We start from the raw sequence: 19,862 nt of genomic DNA on the forward strand, positions 1-19,862 counted from the left end.
CCGTCGACGGCAGGTCAGCCGAGGCCGTCGAGCAGCCGCTCCAGCACCACCGCGATACCGTCCGCGTCGTTCGACGACGTCACCTCGTCCGCCACCGCCCTCAGCTCCGGGTGCGCGTTGGCCATCGCCACGCCGCGCGCCGCCCAGCCGAACATCGGCACGTCGTTGGGCATGTCCCCGAAGGCGATGGTGTCCGCCGCCCGCAGCTTCAGCCGGCGGGCCGCCAGCGACAGGCCGGTCGCCTTGGACAGCCCCAGCGGCAGCAGCTCGACGACTCCGGCACCGGCCATCACGACCGTGACGAAACCGCCCGCGGTCCGCCGGGCCACCGCGGCCAGCTCGTCGTCGGACAGCGTCGGATGCTGGATGTAGATCTTGTTGAGCGGCGCCGACCACAGGTCGGAGGCGTCCGTGAACGGAGTCGCCGGGAGGGCGCCGCCGACCGCGTAGCCGGGTCCGACCAGCACCTCGCCGTCCAGCCCGTCCCGGCTCGCCGCCAGGTACAGCGGCCCGGTCTCGGCCTCGATCTTTGCCAGCGCCACCCCGGCCAGTTGCCGGTCCAGCGTGACCGAGGTCAGCAGCCGGTGCTCCCCGGCGTGGTACACCTGCGCGCCCTGCCCGCAGACGGCCAGCCCGTCGTACCCGAGGTCGTCCAGGATGTGCCGGGTCCACGGGACCGCGCGGCCGGTGACCACGATGTGCGCGGCGCCCGCCGCGGTGGCCGCGGCGAGCGCGTCCCGGGTGCGCGCGGAGACCGTGTCGTCGGTGCGCAGCAGCGTGCCGTCGAGATCGGTCGCGACCAGGCGGTACGGGAAGCCCGCGGCACCCGGGGCGGAGGCGGCGTCGCTCACTTGGCCACCGGCTCCAGGACCTCCCGGCCGCCCAGGTACGGCCGCAGCACCTCGGGCACCCGGACCGAACCGTCGGCCTGCTGGTGGTTCTCCAGGATCGCCACGATCGTGCGCGGTACGGCGCACAGCGTGCCGTTCAGCGTCGCCAGCGGGCGCACCTTCTTGTCCTCGCGCACCCGGATCGACAGGCGGCGGGACTGGAACTCGGTGCAGTCCGAGGTCGAGGTCAGCTCGCGGTACTTGCCCTGGGTCGGGATCCACGCCTCGCAGTCGAACTTGCGGGCCGCCGAGGCGCCCAGGTCCGCCGAGGCCACGTCGATCACCCGGAACGGCAGCTCGAGCGAGGTCAGCCACTGCTTCTCCCACTCCAGCAGCCGCTGGTGCTCGGCCTGCGCGTCCTCGGGCAGGACGTAGGAGAACATCTCGACCTTGTCGAACTGGTGCACGCGGAAGATGCCCCGGGTGTCCTTGCCGTGCGAGCCCGCCTCGCGGCGGAAGCAGGGCGAGAAGCCGGCGTAGCGCAGCGGCAGCCGGTCGGCGTCGAGGATCTCGTCCATGTGGTACGCGGCGAGCGGCACCTCGGAGGTGCCGACCAGGTAGAGGTCGTCCTTGTCGAGGTGGTAGACGTCCTGTGCGGCCTGGCCGAGGAAGCCGGTGCCGGCCATCGACTGCGGGCGGACCAGCGCCGGGGTCAGCATCGGCGTGAAGCCGGCCGCGGTGGCCTGCGCGATCGCCGCGTTGACCAGGGCCAGCTCCAGCAGGGCGCCGACGCCGGTCAGGAAGTAGAAGCGGGAGCCGGAGACCTTGGCGCCGCGCTCGACGTCGATGGCGCCGAGCAGCTGGCCGAGCTCCAGGTGGTCCTTGGGCTCGAAGCCCTCGGCGGCGAAGTCGCGGTGCGTGCCGTGCGTCTCCAGGGTGACGAAGTCCTCCTCGCCGCCCACCGGGACCTCGGGGTGGACCAGGTTGCCGAGCCTCTGGAGCAGTTCCTGGGTCTCCGCGTCGGCGGCGTCGCGCTCGGCGTCGGCGGCCTTGACGTCGGCGGCGAGCTGGCTCGCGCGCTTCAGCAACTCGGCCTTCTCGTCGCCGGTGGCCTTGCCGATGAGCTTGCCGAGGCCCTTTTGCTCATTGCGCAGCTCGTCGAAGCGGACGCCGGACGACCTGCGCCGCTCGTCGGCGGAGAGGAGGGAGTCGACGAGCGCGACGTCCTCTCCACGGGCGCGCTGGGAGGCGCGCACACGGTCGGGGTCCTCACGGAGCAGGCGAAGGTCAATCACACGGCCAAGGCTACCGGTGACCGGTGACGGCGATCGACCCACTATTGACCGGGGCCGGTCGCCGCGAGGCCAAGAAAAGGCGTGCCATGGGGACTTGGGGCGCGTCCGGGGTTCCGCTGTCCACAGGAATCCACCGCCCCGGAAAGTTATCCACAGGCTGTGCGGAAGTTCTGTGGACTACGGAAGTGATCATTCCTAATGGGACATCCGGGACGGAGAATTCCTCTTTCAAACCCGCCGCACGCGCACGTACGAGTGGAAAGGGGTCACTCTGGAGAATGACGGGCGAGAAACGGGTGGACGAAGGGTGACCTGCGGGTCTGTGGACGGAGATGGGGCCTGTAGGGGGATTTGTCGACTGAATCGCCTTTCGTTGTCGACTTGTCCCCAGGTCGAGACGTCGCCCTGTGGATAACCCCTGTGGATAACTAAGATCCGCAGATACGACCGTCGGAATCGTCGAGCCGAACCCTCAGAACCGGCCGTCCTGGCACCGGGCGACCCACTCCGCCGCCGCCACGAACTCCTTGTCCGAGGTACCCGGGAACCGGTCGCCCGTCTCGGCCGGGTCGACGCCCGCGCGCGGGTACGAGCCGAGATAGCGCACCTGGAGGCAGATCCGCTTCAGCCCCATCAGCGCCTCGGCCATCCGCCGGTCGGAGATGTGCCCCTCGGCGTCGATGCAGAAGCAGTAGTTGCCGATGCCGGCGCCGGTCGGCCGGGACTGGAGCAGCATCAGGTTGATGCCCCGGGTGGCGAACTCGCCCAGCAGGTCGCGCAGGGCGCCGGGGTGATCGTCGCGCTGCCACAGCACCACGGAGGTCTTGTCGGCGCCGGTCGGCGCGGCCGGCCGGGCAGGGCGGCCGACCAGCACGAACCGGGTCTGGGCGTTGTGCGGCGAGTCGTGGATGCCGGTCTCCAGCGGCTCGAGACCGTACCGGGCGGCGGCGAACTCGCCGGCGAAGGCGGCGTCGTAGCGGCCCTCCTGGACCAGCCGGGCGCCGTCCGCGTTGGAGGCGGCCGACTCCCAGACGGCCTCCGGGAGGTGGGCCTTGAGCCAGTTGCGCACCTGCGGCTGGGCGGCCGGGTGGGCGGTGACCGTCTTGATGTCCGACAGCTTGATACCGGGGCGGACCAGCAGCGCGAAGGTGATCGACAGCAGCACCTCGCGGTAGATCATCAGCGGCTGGCCGGAGACCAGCTCGTCCAGGGTGGTGGTGATGCCGCCCTCGACGGAGTTCTCGATCGGTACGAACGCGGCCTCGGCCTCGCCGACGCGCACGGCGTCGAGCGCGGACTGCACGGAGACGTACGGGACCAACTCGCGGGTCGCGGCCTCCGGGAGCGTACGCAGGGCGACTTCGGTGAAGGTGCCCTCGGGACCGAGATAGGCGTAACTGGCTGGCATGGCCTCACCCTAGTGCGCCCTGCCGCCGCCCCGTGCGCCGATCGCGCACGCCTCACCCGCTCACCCCCGCTCCTCCTCCCCGCTCGCCCCCGACCCTTCCTCGCCGTCCCTTCCTCGCCGCTCACCCCTCCAGCAGCCGCTGCCCGACGTACTCCCCCTGCGCCGCGCCGCCCGGCACCGCGAACAGACCACTCGCCTCGTGCCGGATGAACGTCGACAGGGCGTCCCCCCGGTCCAGCTTCCGCTGGACCGGCACGAAGCCGCGCAGCGGATCGGCCTGCCAGCAGATGAACAGCAGACCGGCGTCCGGGACCCCGTCCGTGTCGAAACCGTCGTGGTACGAGAAGGGGCGGCGGAGCATGGCCGCGCCGCCGTTCTGGTCGGGGCGGGTGATACGGGCGTGGGCGTTGATCGGGACCACCAGGTTCCCCGCCCGGTCGGTCTTCTCCAGGTCCATCTCGGTCGTCTCGCCGCCCCCGGACAGCGGCGCCCCGTCGGCCTTGCGGCGCCCGATGACGTCCTCCTGCTCCTTTGCCGACAACTCCTCCCAGTCGTCCAGGAGCATCCGGATGCGGCGTACGACGGCGTAGGAGCCGTTCGCCATCCAGGCGGGGTCGGTGGAGCCGGACTCCGGCACCCAGATCCGCTGGTCGAAGTCGGACTCGGCGGGCTTGGGATTGCGGGTGCCGTCGACCTGGCCCATCAGGTTGCGCACGGTCATGGGGTGGGCGGTGGCGCCCGGCGAGCGGTTGAAGCCGTTCATCTGCCAGCGGATACGGGCGGCCGAACCGGTGTCCTTCTGGAGGGCACGCAGGGCGTGGAAGGCGACCAGGGCGTCGTTGGCGCCGATCTGCACCCACAGGTCGCCGTTGCTGCGGTTCTTGTCGAGGTGGTCGGAGGAGAAGTCGGGGAGCGGGTCGAGGGAGACCGGGCGCTGTTTCTCCAGTCCGGTCCGGCCGAAGAAGCTGTGGCCGAACCCAAAGGTGACGGTGAGGGAGGACGGTCCGGCGTCCCGGGCCACACCGGTGTCGCCGGTGGCGGCCGTCTCGCCCGCCATCAGCCGCCGGGCGGTGTCGGACCAGCGGCGCAGCAGCGCGGCGGCCTCCTTGCGGCCGGCGCCCGCGGTCAGGTCGAAGGCGACGAGATGACCGCGGGCCTGGGCGGCTGTGGTGATGCCGGGCTGATGTTTCACGTGAAACGCCACCTGCTCCGCGCCGAGCGAGGTCAGCGGCGTGGCCTCGGCGGGCGCGGCGGCGTATCCGGCGGCACCGCCGGCGGCGCCGAGCACCAGCCCGGTGGCTCCGGCGGTGCTGAGCAGCCGGCGGCGGGAGACGCCCGCCGGGGCGGCGGCGGTCTCTTCGACGACCGGGGCTTCGGGGGTGCGAGCCTCCGGAATGGACTGGTCAGCCATGTGCGGTTCAGCCGATCTGCGCGTTCTTGGAGACGGTCACCTGGTCGATGTCGGAGGTCCGCACGGTCGCGGCGACCTTCCAGTCGCCGGCCATGGGGAGCTGCACGTCACTCGCCGACCAGTGTCCGGTGGTGATGTGGTCGGGGGCCACGGGCAGCGGCCCGATGTCCTTGGCCTCCAGGGTGAAGGCGAGCTTCACCTCGGGGATGTCGACGGCGCGGCCGTTGGGGTCCTCGACGTAGACGTGCACGTCGTTGGCGCCCACCCGGGCCGGGTCGACCTCGACGCGGACGACACCCTTGCCGTTCTCGCCGCCGGTGTCGAAGGGCATGTCGAGGGTGACGGCCCCGGACGCCGAGGCGTCGGCGGAGGCGGCGGACGAGGTGGCGGCCCTGGCGTCCTGTTCGGTACGTCCCGGCTCGGTCTGGGTCAGGACGGTGGTGACGGCGAGCAGCACCACCGCCACACCGGTCTCCGCGAGGACCGAGCGGCGCAGCCCGAAGCGGTGCGGGTCGGCGTCGCGCTCGCGCTTCTGCCGTGCCGCGTCCACGGCGGCCCGCTGCCGGGCGAGCTGGGCGGCCCGTTTGGCGTTGCCCACGGGCTTGACCCCGCCCGCGCTCTTCGCGCCGACGGCCGTGGTGCTGGAGATCCCGGCCCGCTCCTGCTCCCGGGGCCGGGGCACCGCGCCCGCCGTCTCCGCCAGCCGGGCCGTCCAGCGCCGGGACAGGTACGCGATGCCGACGAGCACCGCCACCAGCGCGATCTTGGCGAGCAGCAGCTGTCCGTACCGGGTGTCGGTGAACGCCGACCAGGACCCCAGCTGGCGCCAGGACTGATACGTACCGGTGATCACCAGCGCGACCACGCTGCCGAAGGCGACCGTGGAGAAGCGGCGGACGGCGGCGGTGTCGACCGGGGTGTCGGCGGGAGCCTTGTAGAGGGCGACGAGCAGGGTGGTGAGACCGCCGAGCCAGGCGGCGACGGCCAGCAGATGGACGACGTCGGCCGGCATGGCGATGCCGGGCTGGAGGCCGACCGAGGCGTGCTCGGCCATCGCCCAGGTGGCGGCGAGACCGGCCGCGACGACGGTTCCGCCGACCGCGAGCCCGAAGGTCAGATCCCGCTTCTCCGCGTCCTCACGTTTGTCGTAGGCGCCGAAGAGCACCGCGACGAACAGCGCCGCCGCGGCGAGCAGCAGCAGCCGGGAGACCAGGGCGGCACCCGTCTTGGTCTGGAGCACCTGGCCGAGCAGCTCCAGGTCGAAGATGTCGGCGGCCTTGCCGGAACCGGTGTAGGAGCCGCGCAGCAGGAGCATGGCGAGGGTGGCGGCGGTGAGCGCGAGCCAACCGGAGACGACCAGGCGCTGCACGGTCCGCACGCCCGAACCACGCGGCCAGCAGGCCAGCACGAAGGCGGCGCCGCCGACCAGGACGGCGAAGCCAGCGTAGGCGGTGTAGCGGCCCAGCCCGTAGAGCCAGCCGACGACCCCGCCGCCCGCCTCCTGGCCCGCGGCCGACACCGAGGTCTTGGAGGGGGCGCCGATGGAGAAGGTGAAGGCGCCGGAGACCGGGTGGCTGTCGGCGGAGACGACCTGGTAGGTCACCGTGTACGTGCCGTCCGGCAGCCCTGAGTGCAGGGCGACGCCGTAGGTGGTGCCGCTGACGTTGGCGGGCTTGCCGTCGTCGACGCGGGCGCCCTTGGGGTCGAGTACGCGCAGTGCGTCGTCGCCCAGGGAGACCGACTCGGAGAAGGTCAGGGACACCCGGGCCGGGGCCTGGTCGACCACCGCCCCCTGCCGGGGGTCGCTGCCGGTCAGCGCGGCGTGTGCGGCGGCCGGGGCGGCGCCGGCCAGCAGCGCGCCGGCCGTGGCCAGGAGCAGCAGCACCAGGTTCCGGACGCGTGGGGCGATGGTCGGTGTCAACGTGGTCCCTCCCTCAGTCCCCGGCGGTGGGCCGGTAGGTGGCCGGTTTCACCGGCATCTCGACCGTGACCGGGTCGGAGTCGGCGAAGTGCAGTTCGACGGCGATGGTCTGACCCTGCTTCGGCTGCCGCTTCAGCTTCTCGAACATCAGGTGGTCGCCGCCGCTCTGAAAGGCGAGCCGCCCGTGCGCCGGCACCGGGAGGCGGTCGACCTGCCGCATGGCCCCGTCGACGGTCTCGTGCACGGTGACCTCGCCGGCGTCGCTGGTGACGGAGGTCAGTTCGTCCTCCGTGTCCCCGTTGTTGGTGACGGTCAGGAAACCGGCCGCCATGCTGTCGGAGACCGGCTGCGGCATGTAGGCGGCGCTGACCGAGAGGTCGGCGGCGGAGTCACCGGCCCCGCACCCGGCGAGGGCGAGCGCGCCGGTCAGTACGGCCGCCGCGCACCGGGCGGGGCGCCGGCTCACGGCTTCTCCCCCTTGATCAGCTTGGGCAGGTCCTTGGTGTAGTCGTCCACCGTGGCGTCCTCGCCGTAGAGCACGTATCCGCCGTCGGTCTTCGGGGAGAAGGCGATGACCTGGGTGCCGTGGGTGGAGACGATCTTGCCGTTCTTGTCCTTGGTGGGCGCTTCGATGGAGATGCCGAGGGTGCGGGCGCCGGCCTGGATGGTGTCGAAGTCGCCGGTGAGGCCGATGACCTGCGGGTCGATGCCCTTGAGCCACTTGCCGAGGGCGGCCGGGGTGTCGCGTTCGGGGTCGGTGGTGACGAACACGACGCGCAGCTCGTCCTGTTCGGCCTTGGGCAGCTGCTTCTTGGCCACGGCGATGTTGTTCATCGTCAGCGGGCAGACGTCGGGGCAGTTGGTGTAGCCGAAGTAGATCAGGGTCGGCTTGCCGGCCGTCTCCTCGCGGAGGTCGTACTTCTCGCCCGCGGTGTCGGTGAGCACCAGGTCCGGCTTCTCGAAGGGCTGGTCGAGCACGGTGGCGGCCTGCTGCGCGGCGGGGTCCTCGGAGACCACGGTCACCGGCGAGTCGGCGGAGTCGTCACCGCTGCCGCAGGCGGTGAGGGTCAGGGATGCGGCGGCGAGCAGGGCGGCCGCGGCGAACGTCTTCTTGCGCATAGCGAAATGTCCCAGTTGTGAGTGCTCCGGTCGCGCACCGGGGCCCGGCTGAGCGGGTCCCGGCGCGCGACCGGACGTGCGGGCCGCCTCAGGCGGTGGTGGAGCGCCGGCGCCCGGCGAGCACGCCGTAGGCCACGCCCGCGGCGCCGACGACGATGCCGACGACGCCCAGGACGCGGGCGGTGGTGTCGGTGGAGCCGGAGTCGTCGGAGTCGGCGGAGGCGGCCTCGGTGGTCCCGGCCGCCGCCGTGCTGTCGTCGGACGCCGCCCCGGAGGAGCCGTCGGTGTCACCGTCGGCCGCGGTCAGTTCGAGTACCGGAGCCGGGTTGTCGGGCTCTTCCTGGCCCTCCTGCTGCACCTCGATCCAGCGCACGACCTCCTTGTTGGAGTACGTCTGGATCGCCTTGAAGACCAGTTCGTTCGCGTCCTCGGGCAGGGCGCCGACGGAGAGCGGGAACTTCTGGAAGAAGCCGGGCTCGATGCCGTCGCCGGTGGCCGTCCAGGTCACCTTGGTGACGGCCTCGGTGAGCTTCTCGCCGTGCGACTCGAGCGGCTCGTCCAGCTTGCTCGTGGTGACGACGGCCTTCCAGCCCTCGACCGGCTGCGGCATCACCGACGCCAGCGGGTGGTCGGTGGGCATGGTGACCTCCAGCTTGGTGGTGGAGGCGTTGTCCCGCTCGTTGGGGACCTTGAAGTCGACGGTGGCGTAACCGCCCTGGGCGGCCTCGCCCTCCGGCTGCACGGTGACGTGCGCGAAGGCGGGCGCGGACAGGACGAGGACGGTGGCGCCGGCTACGGCGCCGGCGGCGGCGACACGGGAAGCCTTCATGAAGGGCACTCCGCTTCTGGTGATGTCCGGGACCTCTGGTGAGGTCCGGGACGGATGGAAGAGGGGGGCGCGCACGCGCGCGTGCCGCACGACGGCGTCCCCCCTGTCCACCGGTGGCGGAGAGCGGCGGTCGCGTCGTGTCAGGCGGCGAGAACGAGCGCGGCGCTCGGCGGTCCGCGCCGGATCACCGTGTGCTGGAGTGCGGTGGTACGCGGCCGCGGTACGGGCAGCAGGGCCGTACCCGGCGGACGCGCGCTGTCGTCCGGCGCGCCCGGCAGCCCGGCGCGCAGGGCCCGTACCAGGGAGAAGGCGGCGCGCAGGGAACGGACCAGCGCGCCCTCGGTGACGAGGTGCGCCGAGTGCGCCGACAGGTCGGCCAGCCGGGCCAGGGCCAGGTCCCCGCGGCGCAGCAGCCAGCCGGCGGCTATCGCGGCCAGCGCGTGGCCCAGCAGCATCGGCAGGGACGGCAGCAGGGCGGCGGGCGAACCGGCGGCGGCCGACAGGGCGTCCGCCGGATGGTGTGCGGCGGCCGTGTGCACGGCGGAGTCCGGCTGGACCCGCGCGTCGCTGAGGATGCGCTGCGCCTGCGCCGGGCTGAGCGCCGCCGCGGTGGTCCCGCACACCAGCCGCGCGGCCTGCTGCGCCAGCGAGAGATCCGGCGTCGCGGCGGTGGCCGTCGTGGCGGTGGCCGTGACGCCGTGCTGGCCGAGTCCGAACAGCGCGTGCAGCGCGGTCTGGCCGGCCGCGAGCAGGGCCGCGATCCCGGGCAGCGACCGCTGCCGTCCGGCGAGCGGCGCGGCGACCACAACCGCCCCGAGGAACCCGGCGGCCAGCGACCACAGCGGGACGGTCGCGCAGGAGGCGAGGGCGTGCCCCGCCCCGGCCAGCACGACGCAGACCGCGGCGAACACCGCGGCCCGCAGGATCCGGAGGTCGTTCCCGGAGCGCGTCGGGGGCCGGTGGGGGGCAGTCATGGCGGGCTCATCATCGCACTGGACCCACCCGCACCGTGCGGCAGGTCCACAAGATGCCGTACGACCGGAAGGTCCCCGTCTGCCGGGGTGCGCCCGCTGCGCGAGCCCTCCGGTACCGGCCCCGGTGCGGGGGTCCGTGTACACCGGCGGACGCCGGGGCGCATCCGCCGTATGGGCGGTCTCACGTCAACCCCGCGCTTACGTCAGGGCGCGTCGGGCAATACGTAACGGTATGTCGAGCCGCGCCCAGGAGGCTGGTGGAGCATGAGCATCTGGTGGTCACTCCATCTGCGGCGCGAGGCCGCGAGCGTGCCGCTGGCCCGCCGCCTGCTGCTCGGCGCCATGGAGACGGCGGGCGTCGACCCGGACATCTCCTACGACCTCTCCGTCGCCCTCACCGAGGCGTGCGCCAACGCCGTCGAGCACGGCGGGGACGAAGCGTCCGGCGGCCCCGCCGCGGCCTATCGCGTCACGGCCTACCTGGACGGCGAGCGGTGCCGCATCGAGGTCGCCGACACCGGGCCCGGGTTCACCGGCGGCCGCCCGGCCCGCCCGGCGCCCGCGCCCGCCGACGCCGAGCACGGCCGGGGGCTGTGCCTCATCCGGGAGCTCGCCGACCACGTGCACATCGGCAGCGCGACGGCGCGCGGCGGCGCGGTGGTGAGCTTCGACAAGATCATCAAGTGGCGGAACGACATCCCGCTCGTGGCGGTGTGAGGGCCGGGCGCCCCGGCCCCCCAGAGTCGGACCGGGCGCCCCGGCCCCCACAGTCGGACCGGGCGCCCCGGCCCCCACAGTCGGACCGGGTGGCCCGAGCCCCACGGTCGCGTCAGCCCTTGAGCGCGGCCATCCACGCCTCGACCTCGTCGGACCGGCGCGGCAGCCCGTCCGACAGGTTCCGGTTGCCGTCCGCGGTGACCAGGATGTCGTCCTCGATCCGCACCCCGATGCCCCGGTACTCCTCGGGCACGGTCAGGTCGTCGGCCTGGAAGTACAGACCCGGCTCGACGGTGAGCACCATGCCGGGCTCCAGCGTGCCGTCGACGTACGTCTCCACCCGCGCGGCGGCGCAGTCGTGCACGTCGAGGCCGAGCATGTGCCCGGTGCCGTGCAGCGTCCACCGGCGCTGCAGGCCCAGCTCCAGCACCCGCTCGACGGGGCCCTCGACGAGCCCCCACTCGACCAGCCTCGCGGCCAGCACCCGCTGCGCGGCGTCGTGGAAGTCCCGGTACTTGCCGCCCGGCTTGACCGCCGCGATGCCGGCCTCCTGGGCCTCGTAGACGGCGTCGTAGACCTTCTTCTGCACCTCGCTGTAGGTGCCGTTGACCGGCAGCGTGCGGGTGACGTCGGCGGTGTAGTACGTGTGCGTCTCCACGCCCGCGTCGAGCAGCAGCAGGTCGCCGGAGCGGACCGGGCCGTCGTTGCGCACCCAGTGCAGGGTGCAGGCGTGCGGGCCGGCCGCGGCGATGGTGCCGTAGCCGACGTCGTTGCCCTCCACCCGGGCGCGCAGGAAGAAGGTGCCCTCGATGTAGCGCTCGCTGGTCGCCCGGGCCTGGTCGAGGACCTTCACCACGTCCTCGAAGCCGCGCACGGTCGAGTCGACCGCCTTCTGCAGCTCGCCGATCTCGAAGTCGTCCTTCACCAGGCGGGCCTCGGACAGGAAGACGCGCAGTTCCTCGTCGCGCTCGGCGGTGACCTTGTCGGTCAGTGCCGCCTCGATGCCGGCGTCGTGCCCGCGCACCACCCGCACCGGTCCGGTGGCCTCGCGCAGCTTCTCCGTCAGCTCGCGCACGTCGGAGGCGGGGATGCCGTACAGCTTCTCGGCCTCGGTGAGGGAGTGGCGGCGGCCGACCCACAGCTCACCCTGGCCGTTCAGCCAGAACTCGCCGTTCTCCCGGTCCGAGCGCGGCAGCAGGTAGATCGTGGCCCGGTGCCCGGCACCGACGGGCTCCAGGACCAGTACGCCGTCCTCGGTCTGGTTCCCGGTCAGATAGGCGTACTCGACCGAGGCGCGGAAGGCGTACTCGGTGTCGTTCGAGCGGGTCTTCAGGTTGCCCGCGGGGATCACCAGGCGCTCGCCGGGGAACCGGGCGGACAGCGCGGCCCGCCGGGCGGCGGTCTCGGCCGCCTGGGCGATCGGCGCCAGGTCGCGCAGCTCGGTGTCGGCCCAGCCGGACTTCATGTTCTCGGCGAGCTCGTCGGACACGCCCGGGTACAGCCCGTTCTTGCGCTGCTTGATCGGCTCTTCGGACTCTGTCTCCGGGGTCTCCGGGGTGAGCTCCTCCGCCACGGTCATCCTCCTAGATACGGCACTGGACCACCCCCCATCGTACGGTCGCGCGGAAGGGGGCCCAGGGGCGTATCGCCTGTTACACCGTGGTGGCGGCTGGTCGCGGTCCGCTAGTCGAACCGCACCGCCAGCAGCACGACGTCCTCCTCGGAGTCCGCCGCGTCCAGGCCGTCCGGCAGCACCGTGCGCAGCACGTGGTCGGCGACCGCGTCCGGATCGCGCCGGGCGGCCCGCGGCACCCCGGCGGCGGCCGCGTGCAGGCGGGCGAAGGCCCGGTCCACCGGGTCGCCGGTACGGCGCAGCAGTCCGTCGGTGTACAGCAGAACCGTCTCTCCGGGCCCGGCCAGCACCTCCGCGCTCGGCGCCTCCCAGCAGGCCAGCATGTTCAGCGGCGCGGAGACCGAGGTCTCCACGAACTCCGTGCGCCGCTCCCCGGTGAGCAGCGGCGGACTGTGCCCGGCGCCGGCCAGCGTGATCCGGCGCAGCGCGGGCTCGCAGTAGCCGAACAGGGCGGTGGCCGAACGGGCCGGCTCGGTCAGGCGCAGCAGCAGCTCCAGATCGGACAGGACGGCCACCGGGTCCTCGCCCTCCATCACCGCGTACGCCCGCAGCGAGGCGCGCAGCCGGCCCGCCGCGGCCGGCGCGCCGGCCCCGGCGCCGGTGACGGAGCCGACCGCGAGGCCGAGCGCGGCGTCCGGCAGCGGCAGCGCGTCGTACCAGTCGCCGCCGCCGCGCGGGCCGGTGCGGTGCCGGGCGGCGAGCCGGACACCGGGGGTCCGCGGCAGCCGCGCGGGCAGCAGCTCCCCGGCGATCGTGGCCATCCGCGCGCGTACGCGCTCCAGTTCGCGCAGCCGGTCCAGGTGCTCGGCGGCCTGGCGGACGTACAGCCCGGCCAGATGCCGCTGCCGCTCGCGCGGCTCGGCGGGTTCGTCGTACAGCCATACGGCGGCGCCCAGCCGGCCGGCGGTCCCGGTCCGCAGCGGCAGCGCGTAGCTGGCGGCGTAGCCGAGGCGGACGGCGACGTCGCGGTGCCGGGGGTCGAGTCCCTCCTCGGCGAGCAGATCGGGCTCGGCGAGGCCGCCGTCGCCGACCGGCGGCCCGTCCAGGATCCGTCCGTACGCCAGTGCGGCGCGCGGCACGGTCTCCAGGTGGCCGAGGTCGGCGCGGGTCAGGCCGAGGCCGGTCGAGCTGTCCGGGCCGAGTCCGTCCGCGGGTTCCAGGACGATCAGGCCGCGGCGCGCGCCCACCAGGGCGGCCCCGGCGCGCAGCAGTTCGTCGAGGGCGTCGGCGAGGGTGCCGGTGCGCAGCAGGCGTTCGGTCAGTTCGTGCAGCGTGGTGAGGTCGGACACCCAGCCGGCGAGGCGGTCCTGGAGGAGGGCGCCCGGGGCGCCGGGGGAGTGCGGACGGGCCGCGGGGGCGCCCGGTGCGACGGGCGCGACAGTGTGTGCGGGTGAGGGAACCGTTGAATCGATTCCGGCCACTTTCGAAGGGTGGGGCGCGTTCATGGCAGTCGGCTTCCCGACCGGCTCTTACTGCTCAAAAGCATCGCAAACCCCCATGTCATTCTGCGTCGCCGGCAGTGTCTCCACATGTACACGCACTCGTGAGGAGATGTCCAGCATTGTCCTGCTGGGATTCCTGGTGTCCATGAGGCGTAAGTGACTTTCTTCTTGGTGTTGTGCGAAAAAACAAAGTTGGCCGGAAACTGCCCCGGAGGACGTCTTGTTGCGGTCGACTGGTGGTGCTTCACGGAGCGTCACAGCGGTCGTGATGGGTACGTACTCGGTGAAAGCCAGGGGTGGTTGACGCCCATCCGGAACCTGGCGATGGACCCGGGCGTCCTATCCACCGACGACCGTGCCCCATCCTCCCGTGGCGGAGGCGGAGAGAAATACGCGGGACGGCAAAACGCCAGACTCCGCCACCCCCGCGCCACGCCCATGCTTTTGATAGACGCAGTATGGACGGACCGGCCGCGGACGCAGCCGATGCTCGACCCGTAGGGGTTCCCCTTGCCTCCGGCGAGGTGTGATGCGCCGACAGTTACGCGCAGCAGATACGAGCAGATGTGCGCAGCAGATACGCGTAGTGAAGAGATCGACACATGGTGTGATGTGGACCTCGGTGTTGCCAGGCGTGCAACGGAAAGGAACGAGCGCTCATGCGCGAGATCCTCGGAAGGCGACGCAGGCTCCTGTCCCGGCGCGGCGACGGGGGGCCTGACCTGATCAGCGCGGCCCTGACCTACGCCACCCAATGGCAGTGGCCCGTTCTCCCGGGCGTGGCGGCGGACCCACAGGGGCGTTCCGGCTGCTCCTGCCCCGACCCGGAGTGCACGGTGCCCGGTGCGCACCCCTTCGACCCCGGGCTGCTCGCGGCCACCGCCGACGGGCGCATGGTGCGCTGGTGGTGGGCCAACCGGCCGGCCGCCCCGATCATCCTGGCCACGGGCGGCAGCGCGCCGTGCGCCGTGTCCCTGCCCGCGCTGCCGGCCGCCCGGGCGCTGGTCGCGCTCGACCGGATGGGCATGCGGCTCGGCCCGGTCGTCGCCTCGTCGGCCCGCTGGTCGATCCTCGTCAAGCCATACTCCATGGAGCAGTTGGGCGAGCTGCTCTACGCCAAGGACTTCGTCCCCGGCTCGCTGCGGTTCCACGGCGAGGGCGGCTACCTCGCGCTGCCCCCGACCGAGTGCGGCGCGGGCCCCGTCCGCTGGGAGCGGGCTCCGCTGCCCGGCTCGTCCTCGCCCTGGGTGCCCGACGTGGAGGCCGTGGTCGACGCGGTGGTCGACGCCCTGACCCGTACGGGTGTCAGCGCGCCCGAGTTGTAGGGGCGGGGGTCCGGCCAACTCGCCCGGGTGCAAGGGGAGTTGTCGCCCAGGCGCACGGGGAGTGGGGTCGCGACCGCGTTCGGTGAACGAGAGCGGACGCACAAAGACCCGGTTGCTGGCGACGGGGGATGCACCAGCAACCGGGCTACTCGAACGGTAACAAGAGATCGGCGGTTAGCAAATTCCGTCTCGGTGTTTCCGGTCATCGACTTGCCTGTCCCGGCCGGGAGTTGTGACCGGAGTCACCCCTCCCGCACTCCTCGTCGGCGGGCGCCGTCAGCTGAGCGTGACCTGCCGGTTGGTCAGGCCGCCGCGGGCCCGGCGCTCCTCCGCGGTGAGCGGCGCGTCCGCCTCCAGCGCCTCGGCGAGACGCTCGGCGAACTCCGCCGCCGGCTTCTCGATGTCCGGCGCGGACACGGCGCTCGGCAGGTCCCAGACCGGCACGATCAGCCCGTGGGCGCGGAACGAGCCGACCAGCCGGGTGCCCTCGCCGAGGGACGACCGGCCCGCCGCGTGCAGCCGCGCCAGTGCGTCCAGGAGCCGCTCCTCCTCGTGCGGCATGACCCAGCGCAGGTGGTTCTTCTCCGGCGTCTCGCACCAGTAGGCGGCGTCCACGCCCTGGAGCCGGACGGTCGGGATGGCCGCGGCGTTGGCCCGCTCCAGGGAGGCGGCCACCTCGGGCGTGGCGTTCTCCGCGTCCGGCACCCAGAACTCGAAGCCCTCGTGCACCACTGGCGCGAAAACGCCGTCGGCGTCGAGCAGGTCCTGGAGCCGCGGCCCGTCGGCCGGAGCCCGGCCGGCCTGGACCGGCGTACCCGGCTCGGCGCTCAGGGCGCGCCGGAGGGTGTCGGCGAGGTCGCGGCTGATGTCACCGGAAGGCGTGTCGTTCTGGAGACCGAGCAGCACCGAGCCGTCGTCGCGGCGCAGCGCCGGCCAGGCCATCGGCAGCACCGTGGCCAGGGTGACGGACGGCACGCCCTCGGGCAGGCCGCCCTTGAGCGGCAGCTCGGCCGTGGCGGCCGGCACCAGCTCGCGCAGCGCCACCCAGTCGCACTCGCCGGGCAGCCCCTCGAACGGGCGCTGCACCAGCTCGGTCACGGCCTGCGCGGCGGCCCGGCCGTGACAGGCCTTGTAACGGCGACCGCTGCCGCAGGGGCAGGGCTCGCGGGCGCCGACGACCGGGACCTCCGCGTCGAGCTGCGGCCGCTTGGCCTTCGTCTGGGGTCGCTTCTTGGCCATCGTGGGTGTCTCCCGGTTACGGCTCTTCTGGTACGGGCGCGAGCCTAGCCGTTCCCGTCCTGGCCGACGGGACCCTGTGGACAACTCCCTGTGAGCGACTCCTCGTGGGCAACTCCCTGTGGGCAACTCCCCGTGGGCAACTCGTCGCTGCGGTCGGCGGTGGGGGACCGCGGTTGGCGACTCCTGGCGTCCGCCCGGATCGTCCTGGCGTCCGCATTGTTCGCCCTGGCGTCAGCCGGATCCCCCTGGAGCCCCGGATCGGGTCAGCCCAGATCGTCGAAGGCGTCCGCGAAGTCCAGTCCCGGGATGTCGGCCACCGCCGGGGCGCCCACCCGCGCGGCGAAGTCGTCACGCCGGTGCCCCGCGTCCGGGTCGTACACGTCGTCGTGCACGACGACCCAGACCGTGACCTCGCCCCGGGCGTCGTCGCGTACACCCCAGTCGTCGGCCAGCGCGGTGATGATGTTGAGCCCGCGGCCCCCGTGGGCCGTCACCGAGGGTGTGGCCGGGGCCGGACGGGTCGGTCCGCCGCCGTCGGTCACCTCGACCAGGAGCCGGCCGCCGGCGTCCACCCGCCAGGCGGCACGGACGTCACCGTCCCCGGCCAGGGCGTCGCCCAGCGGCCGGCCATGTTTGCAGGCATTGCTCAAGAGTTCGGAAAGGATCAGTACGGCGTCGTCGATGACCGCTTCCGTGACCCCGCCCTTGCGCAGCTGATCACGCATGCGGTGTCTTGCCTTCCCCACGCCCGAAGGGCCATGGGGAACGGTCATGCTCGACGACGTCGGCACCTCCTGTGCCACCACCAACGCCACCCCCGAGACCTCCTTTGCCCCACGCCACGGTGTGGATGCCCCATTGGCCTGAACCGGAAACCGGCCGATCCCCGCCCGGTGACGCATTCGACACAGCCGAACACGATCCGAACGCGCCGGAGCACTCCCCGTAACCGGATGGCCGATTCGCGCCGGTTCGACCGCCGGACCGGCGTACCGACCGGCGTACCGACCGGCGTACCGGCCGGGGTCTCCGCAGCTGGAGGTCTCAGCGGCCACCGGTCTCGGCGGCCAGCGGTCTCAGCGACCGGAGGTCTCAGCGGCCGAGATGATCCAGCACCGCGCGGGGCCGGTTGGTGATGATGGCGTCCACGCCCAGACTCACGCAGAGGTCCACGTCCCGCGCCTCGTTCACGGTCCAGACGTGCACCTGGTGGCCGGCCCGCTTGAGGCGCTCGACATAGGCGGGATGGCTGCGCGCGATGCGCACCGAGGGGCCCGCGATCCGGACACCGGCCGGCAGCCGCCCGTCGCGCAGCCGGGGCGAGACGAACTGCGTCAGGTAGACGGTGGGCAGCGTCGGCGCGGCGGCCCGCACCCGGTGCAGCGAACGCGCCGAGAAGCTCATCACGCGCACGCGCGTGTCGTCCGCGTCGGCCGGCGCGTCGAGCCCGAACCGCTTCAGCAGCGTCAGCAGCCGCTCCTCCACCTGCCCCGCCCAACGCGTGGGGTGCTTGGTCTCGATGGCCAGTTCCACCCGGCGCCCCGCGTCGGCCACCAGCTCAAGCAGCCGTTCCAGGGTGAGTACGGACGTCGCCTCCCGGTCCTCCGGCCGGTGCTCCCACTGCGGCTCCTCGCCGCGGATCCGCCACGCCTCGCGCGTCTTCCGGGAGCCGAAGTCCAGCGCCGCCAGATCGGCCAGCTCCATCGCCGAGACCGCGCCGCGGCCGTTGGACGTACGGTTGACGCGCCGGTCGTGCACGCACACGAGGTGGCCGTCGGCCGTCAGGCGCACATCGCACTCAAGGGCGTCCGCACCCTCTTCGATGGCCTTGGTGTACGCGGCGAGGGTGTGCTCGGGGGCCTCTTCCGAGGCCCCGCGGTGGGCGACGACCTGGATACGGTGCTGTCGTGCGTGGGTCACCGCGTCATGGTGTCACCGCGCGGGGGCGGGTGGCAGCCGGATGTGGCGGCACGGACGGTCCATCCTGACCGGTATGTCTTACATTCCCTATGTAAGAAATAACCGCGGACCCACAGGGACCGCTTATGGTGCTCTGACGGCCCGTGGGAAAAGCTGACGGCATACAAAAAGACATGCACAGCTACACCGCGTCGGACCCGTCCGGGCCGGCGCGCACGAGCGTGGCTGAGTGCGACTCAGTGTGACCGAACAACAGCCGTGGATCGAGGAGTAAAGCTGTGAGCACCGAGAACGAGGGCACCGCGGTTCCTCCGGCCCCGTCCGCACCCCCCGTGCCGGTGGACACTCCCGCAGCCGCCTCCCCGCAGCCGCCGGCAGCACAGGGCGGCGCTGCCCAGGGGTACCCCGGCGGCCAGGGCGACCCGGCGCAGGGCCAGCAGGCCGGACCGGCCCCGCACGGGGCCGGGGCCGCCACGCAGGGCTCGACACCCGACGCCTCCTGGCCGCCGCCCCCGCCGCCGGCCGCCCCGTACGGAGGCGGTGGCGACGGCACGGGCGGCGGGGCCGGCTACGGCGGTGGCGACGGCTCCGGCGGCTGGGGCGCCGCGTACCAGCCGCCCGCGCCGAAGTCCGGCGGCGGCGGACGCGGTGGACTGGTCGCCGCCGTCCTGGTTGCGGCCCTGGTGGCGGGCGGTCTGGGCGGTGGCCTCGGCTACACGCTGGCCGAGAACAACGACTCGGGCTCCACCACGGTCTCCGCCTCGGACACCGGCGGCTCGGTCAAGCGCGACGCGGGCACCATCGCGGGCGTGGCCGCCAAGGCGCTGCCCAGCACGGTCACCATCGAGGCCGAGAGCACCAGCGGCGAGGGCGGCACCGGGACCGGCTTCGTCTTCGACAAGCAGGGCCACATCCTCACCAACAACCACGTGGTGGCCGAGGCGGTGGACGGCGGCAAGCTCACCGCCACCTTCCCGGACGGCAAGAAGTACAACGCCTCGGTGGTCGGCCACGCGCAGGGCTACGACGTCGCCGTCATCAAACTGGCGAACGCCCCCTCGAACCTGAACCCGCTCCCGCTGGGCAACTCCGACAAGGTGGCCGTGGGCGACTCAACGATCGCCATCGGCGCCCCGTTCGGCCTGTCCAACACCGTCACCACCGGCATCATCAGCGCCAAGAACCGCCCGGTCGCCTCCAGTGACGGCAGCGCCGACAGCAAGGCGTCCTACATGAGCGCCCTGCAGACCGACGCCTCCATCAACCCCGGTAACTCCGGCGGCCCGCTGCTGGACGCCCAGGGCAACGTCATCGGCATCAACTCCGCGATCCAGTCCGCGAGCAACGGCCTCGGCGGCACCGGCCAGGCCGGCTCCATCGGCCTCGGCTTCGCCATCCCGATCAACCAGGCCAAGTACGTCGCCCAGCAGCTGATCAAGACCGGCAAGCCGGTGTACGCGAAGATCGGCGCCTCGGTCTCCCTGGAGGAGACGACGGACGGCGCGCAGATCACCGAGCAGGGCGTCAGCGGCGCCGAGCCCGTGGAGTCCGGCGGCCCCGCCGACAAGGCCGGCCTCAAGCCCGGCGACGTCATCACCAAGCTGGACGACCGCGTGATCGACAGCGGCCCCACCCTGATCGGCGAGATCTGGACCCACGAGCCCGGCGACAAGGTCAAGGTCACCTACAAGCGCGACGGCAAGGAAAACACGGTCGACCTCACCCTGGGCTCCAAGTCCGGCGACGACTGACCGGCCCGCTCCCGGTACGCTGTACCCGCTCCGCCCCAGCTGGCCGGA

17 protein-coding genes are annotated in these 19,862 nt (G+C 72.7%); 3 read left to right on the forward strand and 14 right to left on the reverse strand.

The genetic code is table 11. The annotated features are described in order from the left end of the window. Positions 1-14 precede the first annotated feature (14 nt). The 9 genes from AB0G32_RS06430 to AB0G32_RS06470 all read right to left on the reverse strand — a co-directional run bounded on the left by AB0G32_RS06430 (position 15) and on the right by AB0G32_RS06470 (position 9,787). Positions 15-851: an HAD family hydrolase gene (locus AB0G32_RS06430; RefSeq protein WP_361158947.1), complete on the reverse strand. Its 837-nt coding sequence runs from the start codon at positions 849-851 to the stop codon at positions 15-17. Further along, the gene (gene serS / locus AB0G32_RS06435; RefSeq protein ID WP_361158949.1) at positions 848-2,125 is read right to left on the reverse strand and encodes a serine--tRNA ligase; all 1,278 of its coding nucleotides are present in this window, start codon (positions 2,123-2,125) and stop codon (positions 848-850) included. Before serS ends, AB0G32_RS06430 begins: the two co-directional genes overlap by 4 nt. A 472-nt stretch (positions 2,126-2,597) precedes the next feature. Next, positions 2,598-3,533, reverse strand: coding sequence for a prephenate dehydratase (gene pheA, locus AB0G32_RS06440; RefSeq protein ID WP_361158952.1), 936 nt, complete (start codon positions 3,531-3,533; stop codon positions 2,598-2,600). Between the two features lie 121 nt (positions 3,534-3,654). Beyond that, positions 3,655-4,944: an iron uptake transporter deferrochelatase/peroxidase subunit gene (gene efeB, locus AB0G32_RS06445; protein ID WP_361158955.1), complete on the reverse strand. Its 1,290-nt coding sequence runs from the start codon at positions 4,942-4,944 to the stop codon at positions 3,655-3,657. Between the two features lie 7 nt (positions 4,945-4,951). Beyond that, positions 4,952-6,865 carry a copper resistance protein CopC gene (locus tag AB0G32_RS06450; protein ID WP_361158957.1) on the reverse strand — a complete coding sequence of 638 codons (1,914 nt, stop codon included), beginning with the start codon at positions 6,863-6,865 and terminating at the stop codon, positions 4,952-4,954. 13 nt (positions 6,866-6,878) lie between these two features. Beyond that, on the reverse strand, positions 6,879-7,331 hold the full coding sequence (locus AB0G32_RS06455; RefSeq protein ID WP_361158960.1) for a copper chaperone PCu(A)C: 453 nt from the start codon (positions 7,329-7,331) through the stop codon (positions 6,879-6,881). Then, the gene (locus AB0G32_RS06460) at positions 7,328-7,984 is read right to left on the reverse strand and encodes an SCO family protein (RefSeq protein ID WP_361158963.1); all 657 of its coding nucleotides are present in this window, start codon (positions 7,982-7,984) and stop codon (positions 7,328-7,330) included. The genes AB0G32_RS06455 and AB0G32_RS06460 overlap by 4 nt, the downstream gene beginning before the upstream one ends. 88 nt (positions 7,985-8,072) lie before the next feature. After that, a complete protein-coding gene (locus tag AB0G32_RS06465) occupies positions 8,073-8,813 on the reverse strand; it encodes a YcnI family protein (RefSeq protein ID WP_361158965.1) in 741 nt (246 codons plus the stop codon). 140 nt (positions 8,814-8,953) lie between these two features. Further along, a complete protein-coding gene (locus AB0G32_RS06470; protein WP_361158967.1) occupies positions 8,954-9,787 on the reverse strand; it encodes a hypothetical protein in 834 nt (277 codons plus the stop codon). Positions 9,788-10,051: 264 nt separating this feature from the next. On the opposite strand from AB0G32_RS06470, the gene AB0G32_RS06475 reads away from it, so the two are divergent. After that, positions 10,052-10,504 carry an ATP-binding protein gene (locus tag AB0G32_RS06475; protein ID WP_361158970.1) on the forward strand — a complete coding sequence of 151 codons (453 nt, stop codon included), beginning with the start codon at positions 10,052-10,054 and terminating at the stop codon, positions 10,502-10,504. A gap of 112 nt (positions 10,505-10,616) precedes the next feature. Here the strand turns inward: AB0G32_RS06475 and AB0G32_RS06480 are convergent, their stop codons facing one another. Continuing rightward, positions 10,617-12,083, reverse strand: coding sequence for an aminopeptidase P family protein (locus AB0G32_RS06480; protein WP_361158972.1), 1,467 nt, complete (start codon positions 12,081-12,083; stop codon positions 10,617-10,619). 104 nt (positions 12,084-12,187) lie between these two features. Then, the gene (locus tag AB0G32_RS06485) at positions 12,188-13,582 is read right to left on the reverse strand and encodes a GAF domain-containing SpoIIE family protein phosphatase (protein WP_361158975.1); all 1,395 of its coding nucleotides are present in this window, start codon (positions 13,580-13,582) and stop codon (positions 12,188-12,190) included. Positions 13,583-14,238: 656 nt separating this feature from the next. Between AB0G32_RS06485 and AB0G32_RS06490 the strand changes: the two genes are divergently transcribed. Then, entirely contained in the window at positions 14,239-14,904 is a 666-nt protein-coding gene (locus AB0G32_RS06490) for a bifunctional DNA primase/polymerase (RefSeq protein ID WP_361158978.1), read from the forward strand. 276 nt (positions 14,905-15,180) lie between these two features. Here AB0G32_RS06490 and AB0G32_RS06495 read toward each other — a convergent pair whose 3' ends face one another. The 3 genes from AB0G32_RS06495 to AB0G32_RS06505 form a co-directional block, all read right to left on the reverse strand. Continuing rightward, complete coding sequence (locus tag AB0G32_RS06495) at positions 15,181-16,143, reverse strand: DUF5926 family protein (RefSeq protein WP_361158980.1); 963 nt, start codon at positions 16,141-16,143, stop codon at positions 15,181-15,183. Between the two features lie 263 nt (positions 16,144-16,406). Continuing rightward, on the reverse strand, positions 16,407-17,045 hold the full coding sequence (locus AB0G32_RS06500; protein WP_361158983.1) for an ATP-binding protein: 639 nt from the start codon (positions 17,043-17,045) through the stop codon (positions 16,407-16,409). Between the two features lie 190 nt (positions 17,046-17,235). Then, positions 17,236-18,063 carry a glycerophosphodiester phosphodiesterase gene (locus AB0G32_RS06505; RefSeq protein WP_361158986.1) on the reverse strand — a complete coding sequence of 276 codons (828 nt, stop codon included), beginning with the start codon at positions 18,061-18,063 and terminating at the stop codon, positions 17,236-17,238. 278 nt (positions 18,064-18,341) lie between these two features. Between AB0G32_RS06505 and AB0G32_RS06510 the strand changes: the two genes are divergently transcribed. Next, entirely contained in the window at positions 18,342-19,814 is a 1,473-nt protein-coding gene (locus AB0G32_RS06510; RefSeq protein ID WP_361158989.1) for a trypsin-like peptidase domain-containing protein, read from the forward strand. The last annotated feature ends 48 nt before the right edge of the window (positions 19,815-19,862 follow it).

Source organism: Streptomyces sp. NPDC023723 (genome assembly GCF_040639815.1).
GTDB lineage: Bacteria > Actinomycetota > Actinomycetes > Streptomycetales > Streptomycetaceae > Streptomyces.

Coding starts and splice junctions, on each gene's coding strand:
- AB0G32_RS06460 (WP_361158963.1), bottom strand. CDS start 7,984: ATGCGCAAGAAGACGTTCGCCGCGGCCGCCCTGCTCGCCGCCGCATCC.
- efeB (WP_361158955.1), bottom strand. CDS start 4,944: ATGGCTGACCAGTCCATTCCGGAGGCTCGCACCCCCGAAGCCCCGGTC.
- AB0G32_RS06495 (WP_361158980.1), bottom strand. CDS start 16,143: ATGGCCAAGAAGCGACCCCAGACGAAGGCCAAGCGGCCGCAGCTCGAC.
- AB0G32_RS06470 (WP_361158967.1), bottom strand. CDS start 9,787: ATGACTGCCCCCCACCGGCCCCCGACGCGCTCCGGGAACGACCTCCGG.
- pheA (WP_361158952.1), bottom strand. CDS start 3,533: ATGCCAGCCAGTTACGCCTATCTCGGTCCCGAGGGCACCTTCACCGAA.
- AB0G32_RS06485 (WP_361158975.1), bottom strand. CDS start 13,582: ATGAACGCGCCCCACCCTTCGAAAGTGGCCGGAATCGATTCAACGGTT.
- AB0G32_RS06480 (WP_361158972.1), bottom strand. CDS start 12,083: ATGACCGTGGCGGAGGAGCTCACCCCGGAGACCCCGGAGACAGAGTCC.
- AB0G32_RS06465 (WP_361158965.1), bottom strand. CDS start 8,813: ATGAAGGCTTCCCGTGTCGCCGCCGCCGGCGCCGTAGCCGGCGCCACC.
- AB0G32_RS06490 (WP_361158978.1), top strand. CDS start 14,239: ATGCGCGAGATCCTCGGAAGGCGACGCAGGCTCCTGTCCCGGCGCGGC.
- AB0G32_RS06500 (WP_361158983.1), bottom strand. CDS start 17,045: ATGCGTCACCGGGCGGGGATCGGCCGGTTTCCGGTTCAGGCCAATGGG.
- AB0G32_RS06475 (WP_361158970.1), top strand. CDS start 10,052: ATGAGCATCTGGTGGTCACTCCATCTGCGGCGCGAGGCCGCGAGCGTG.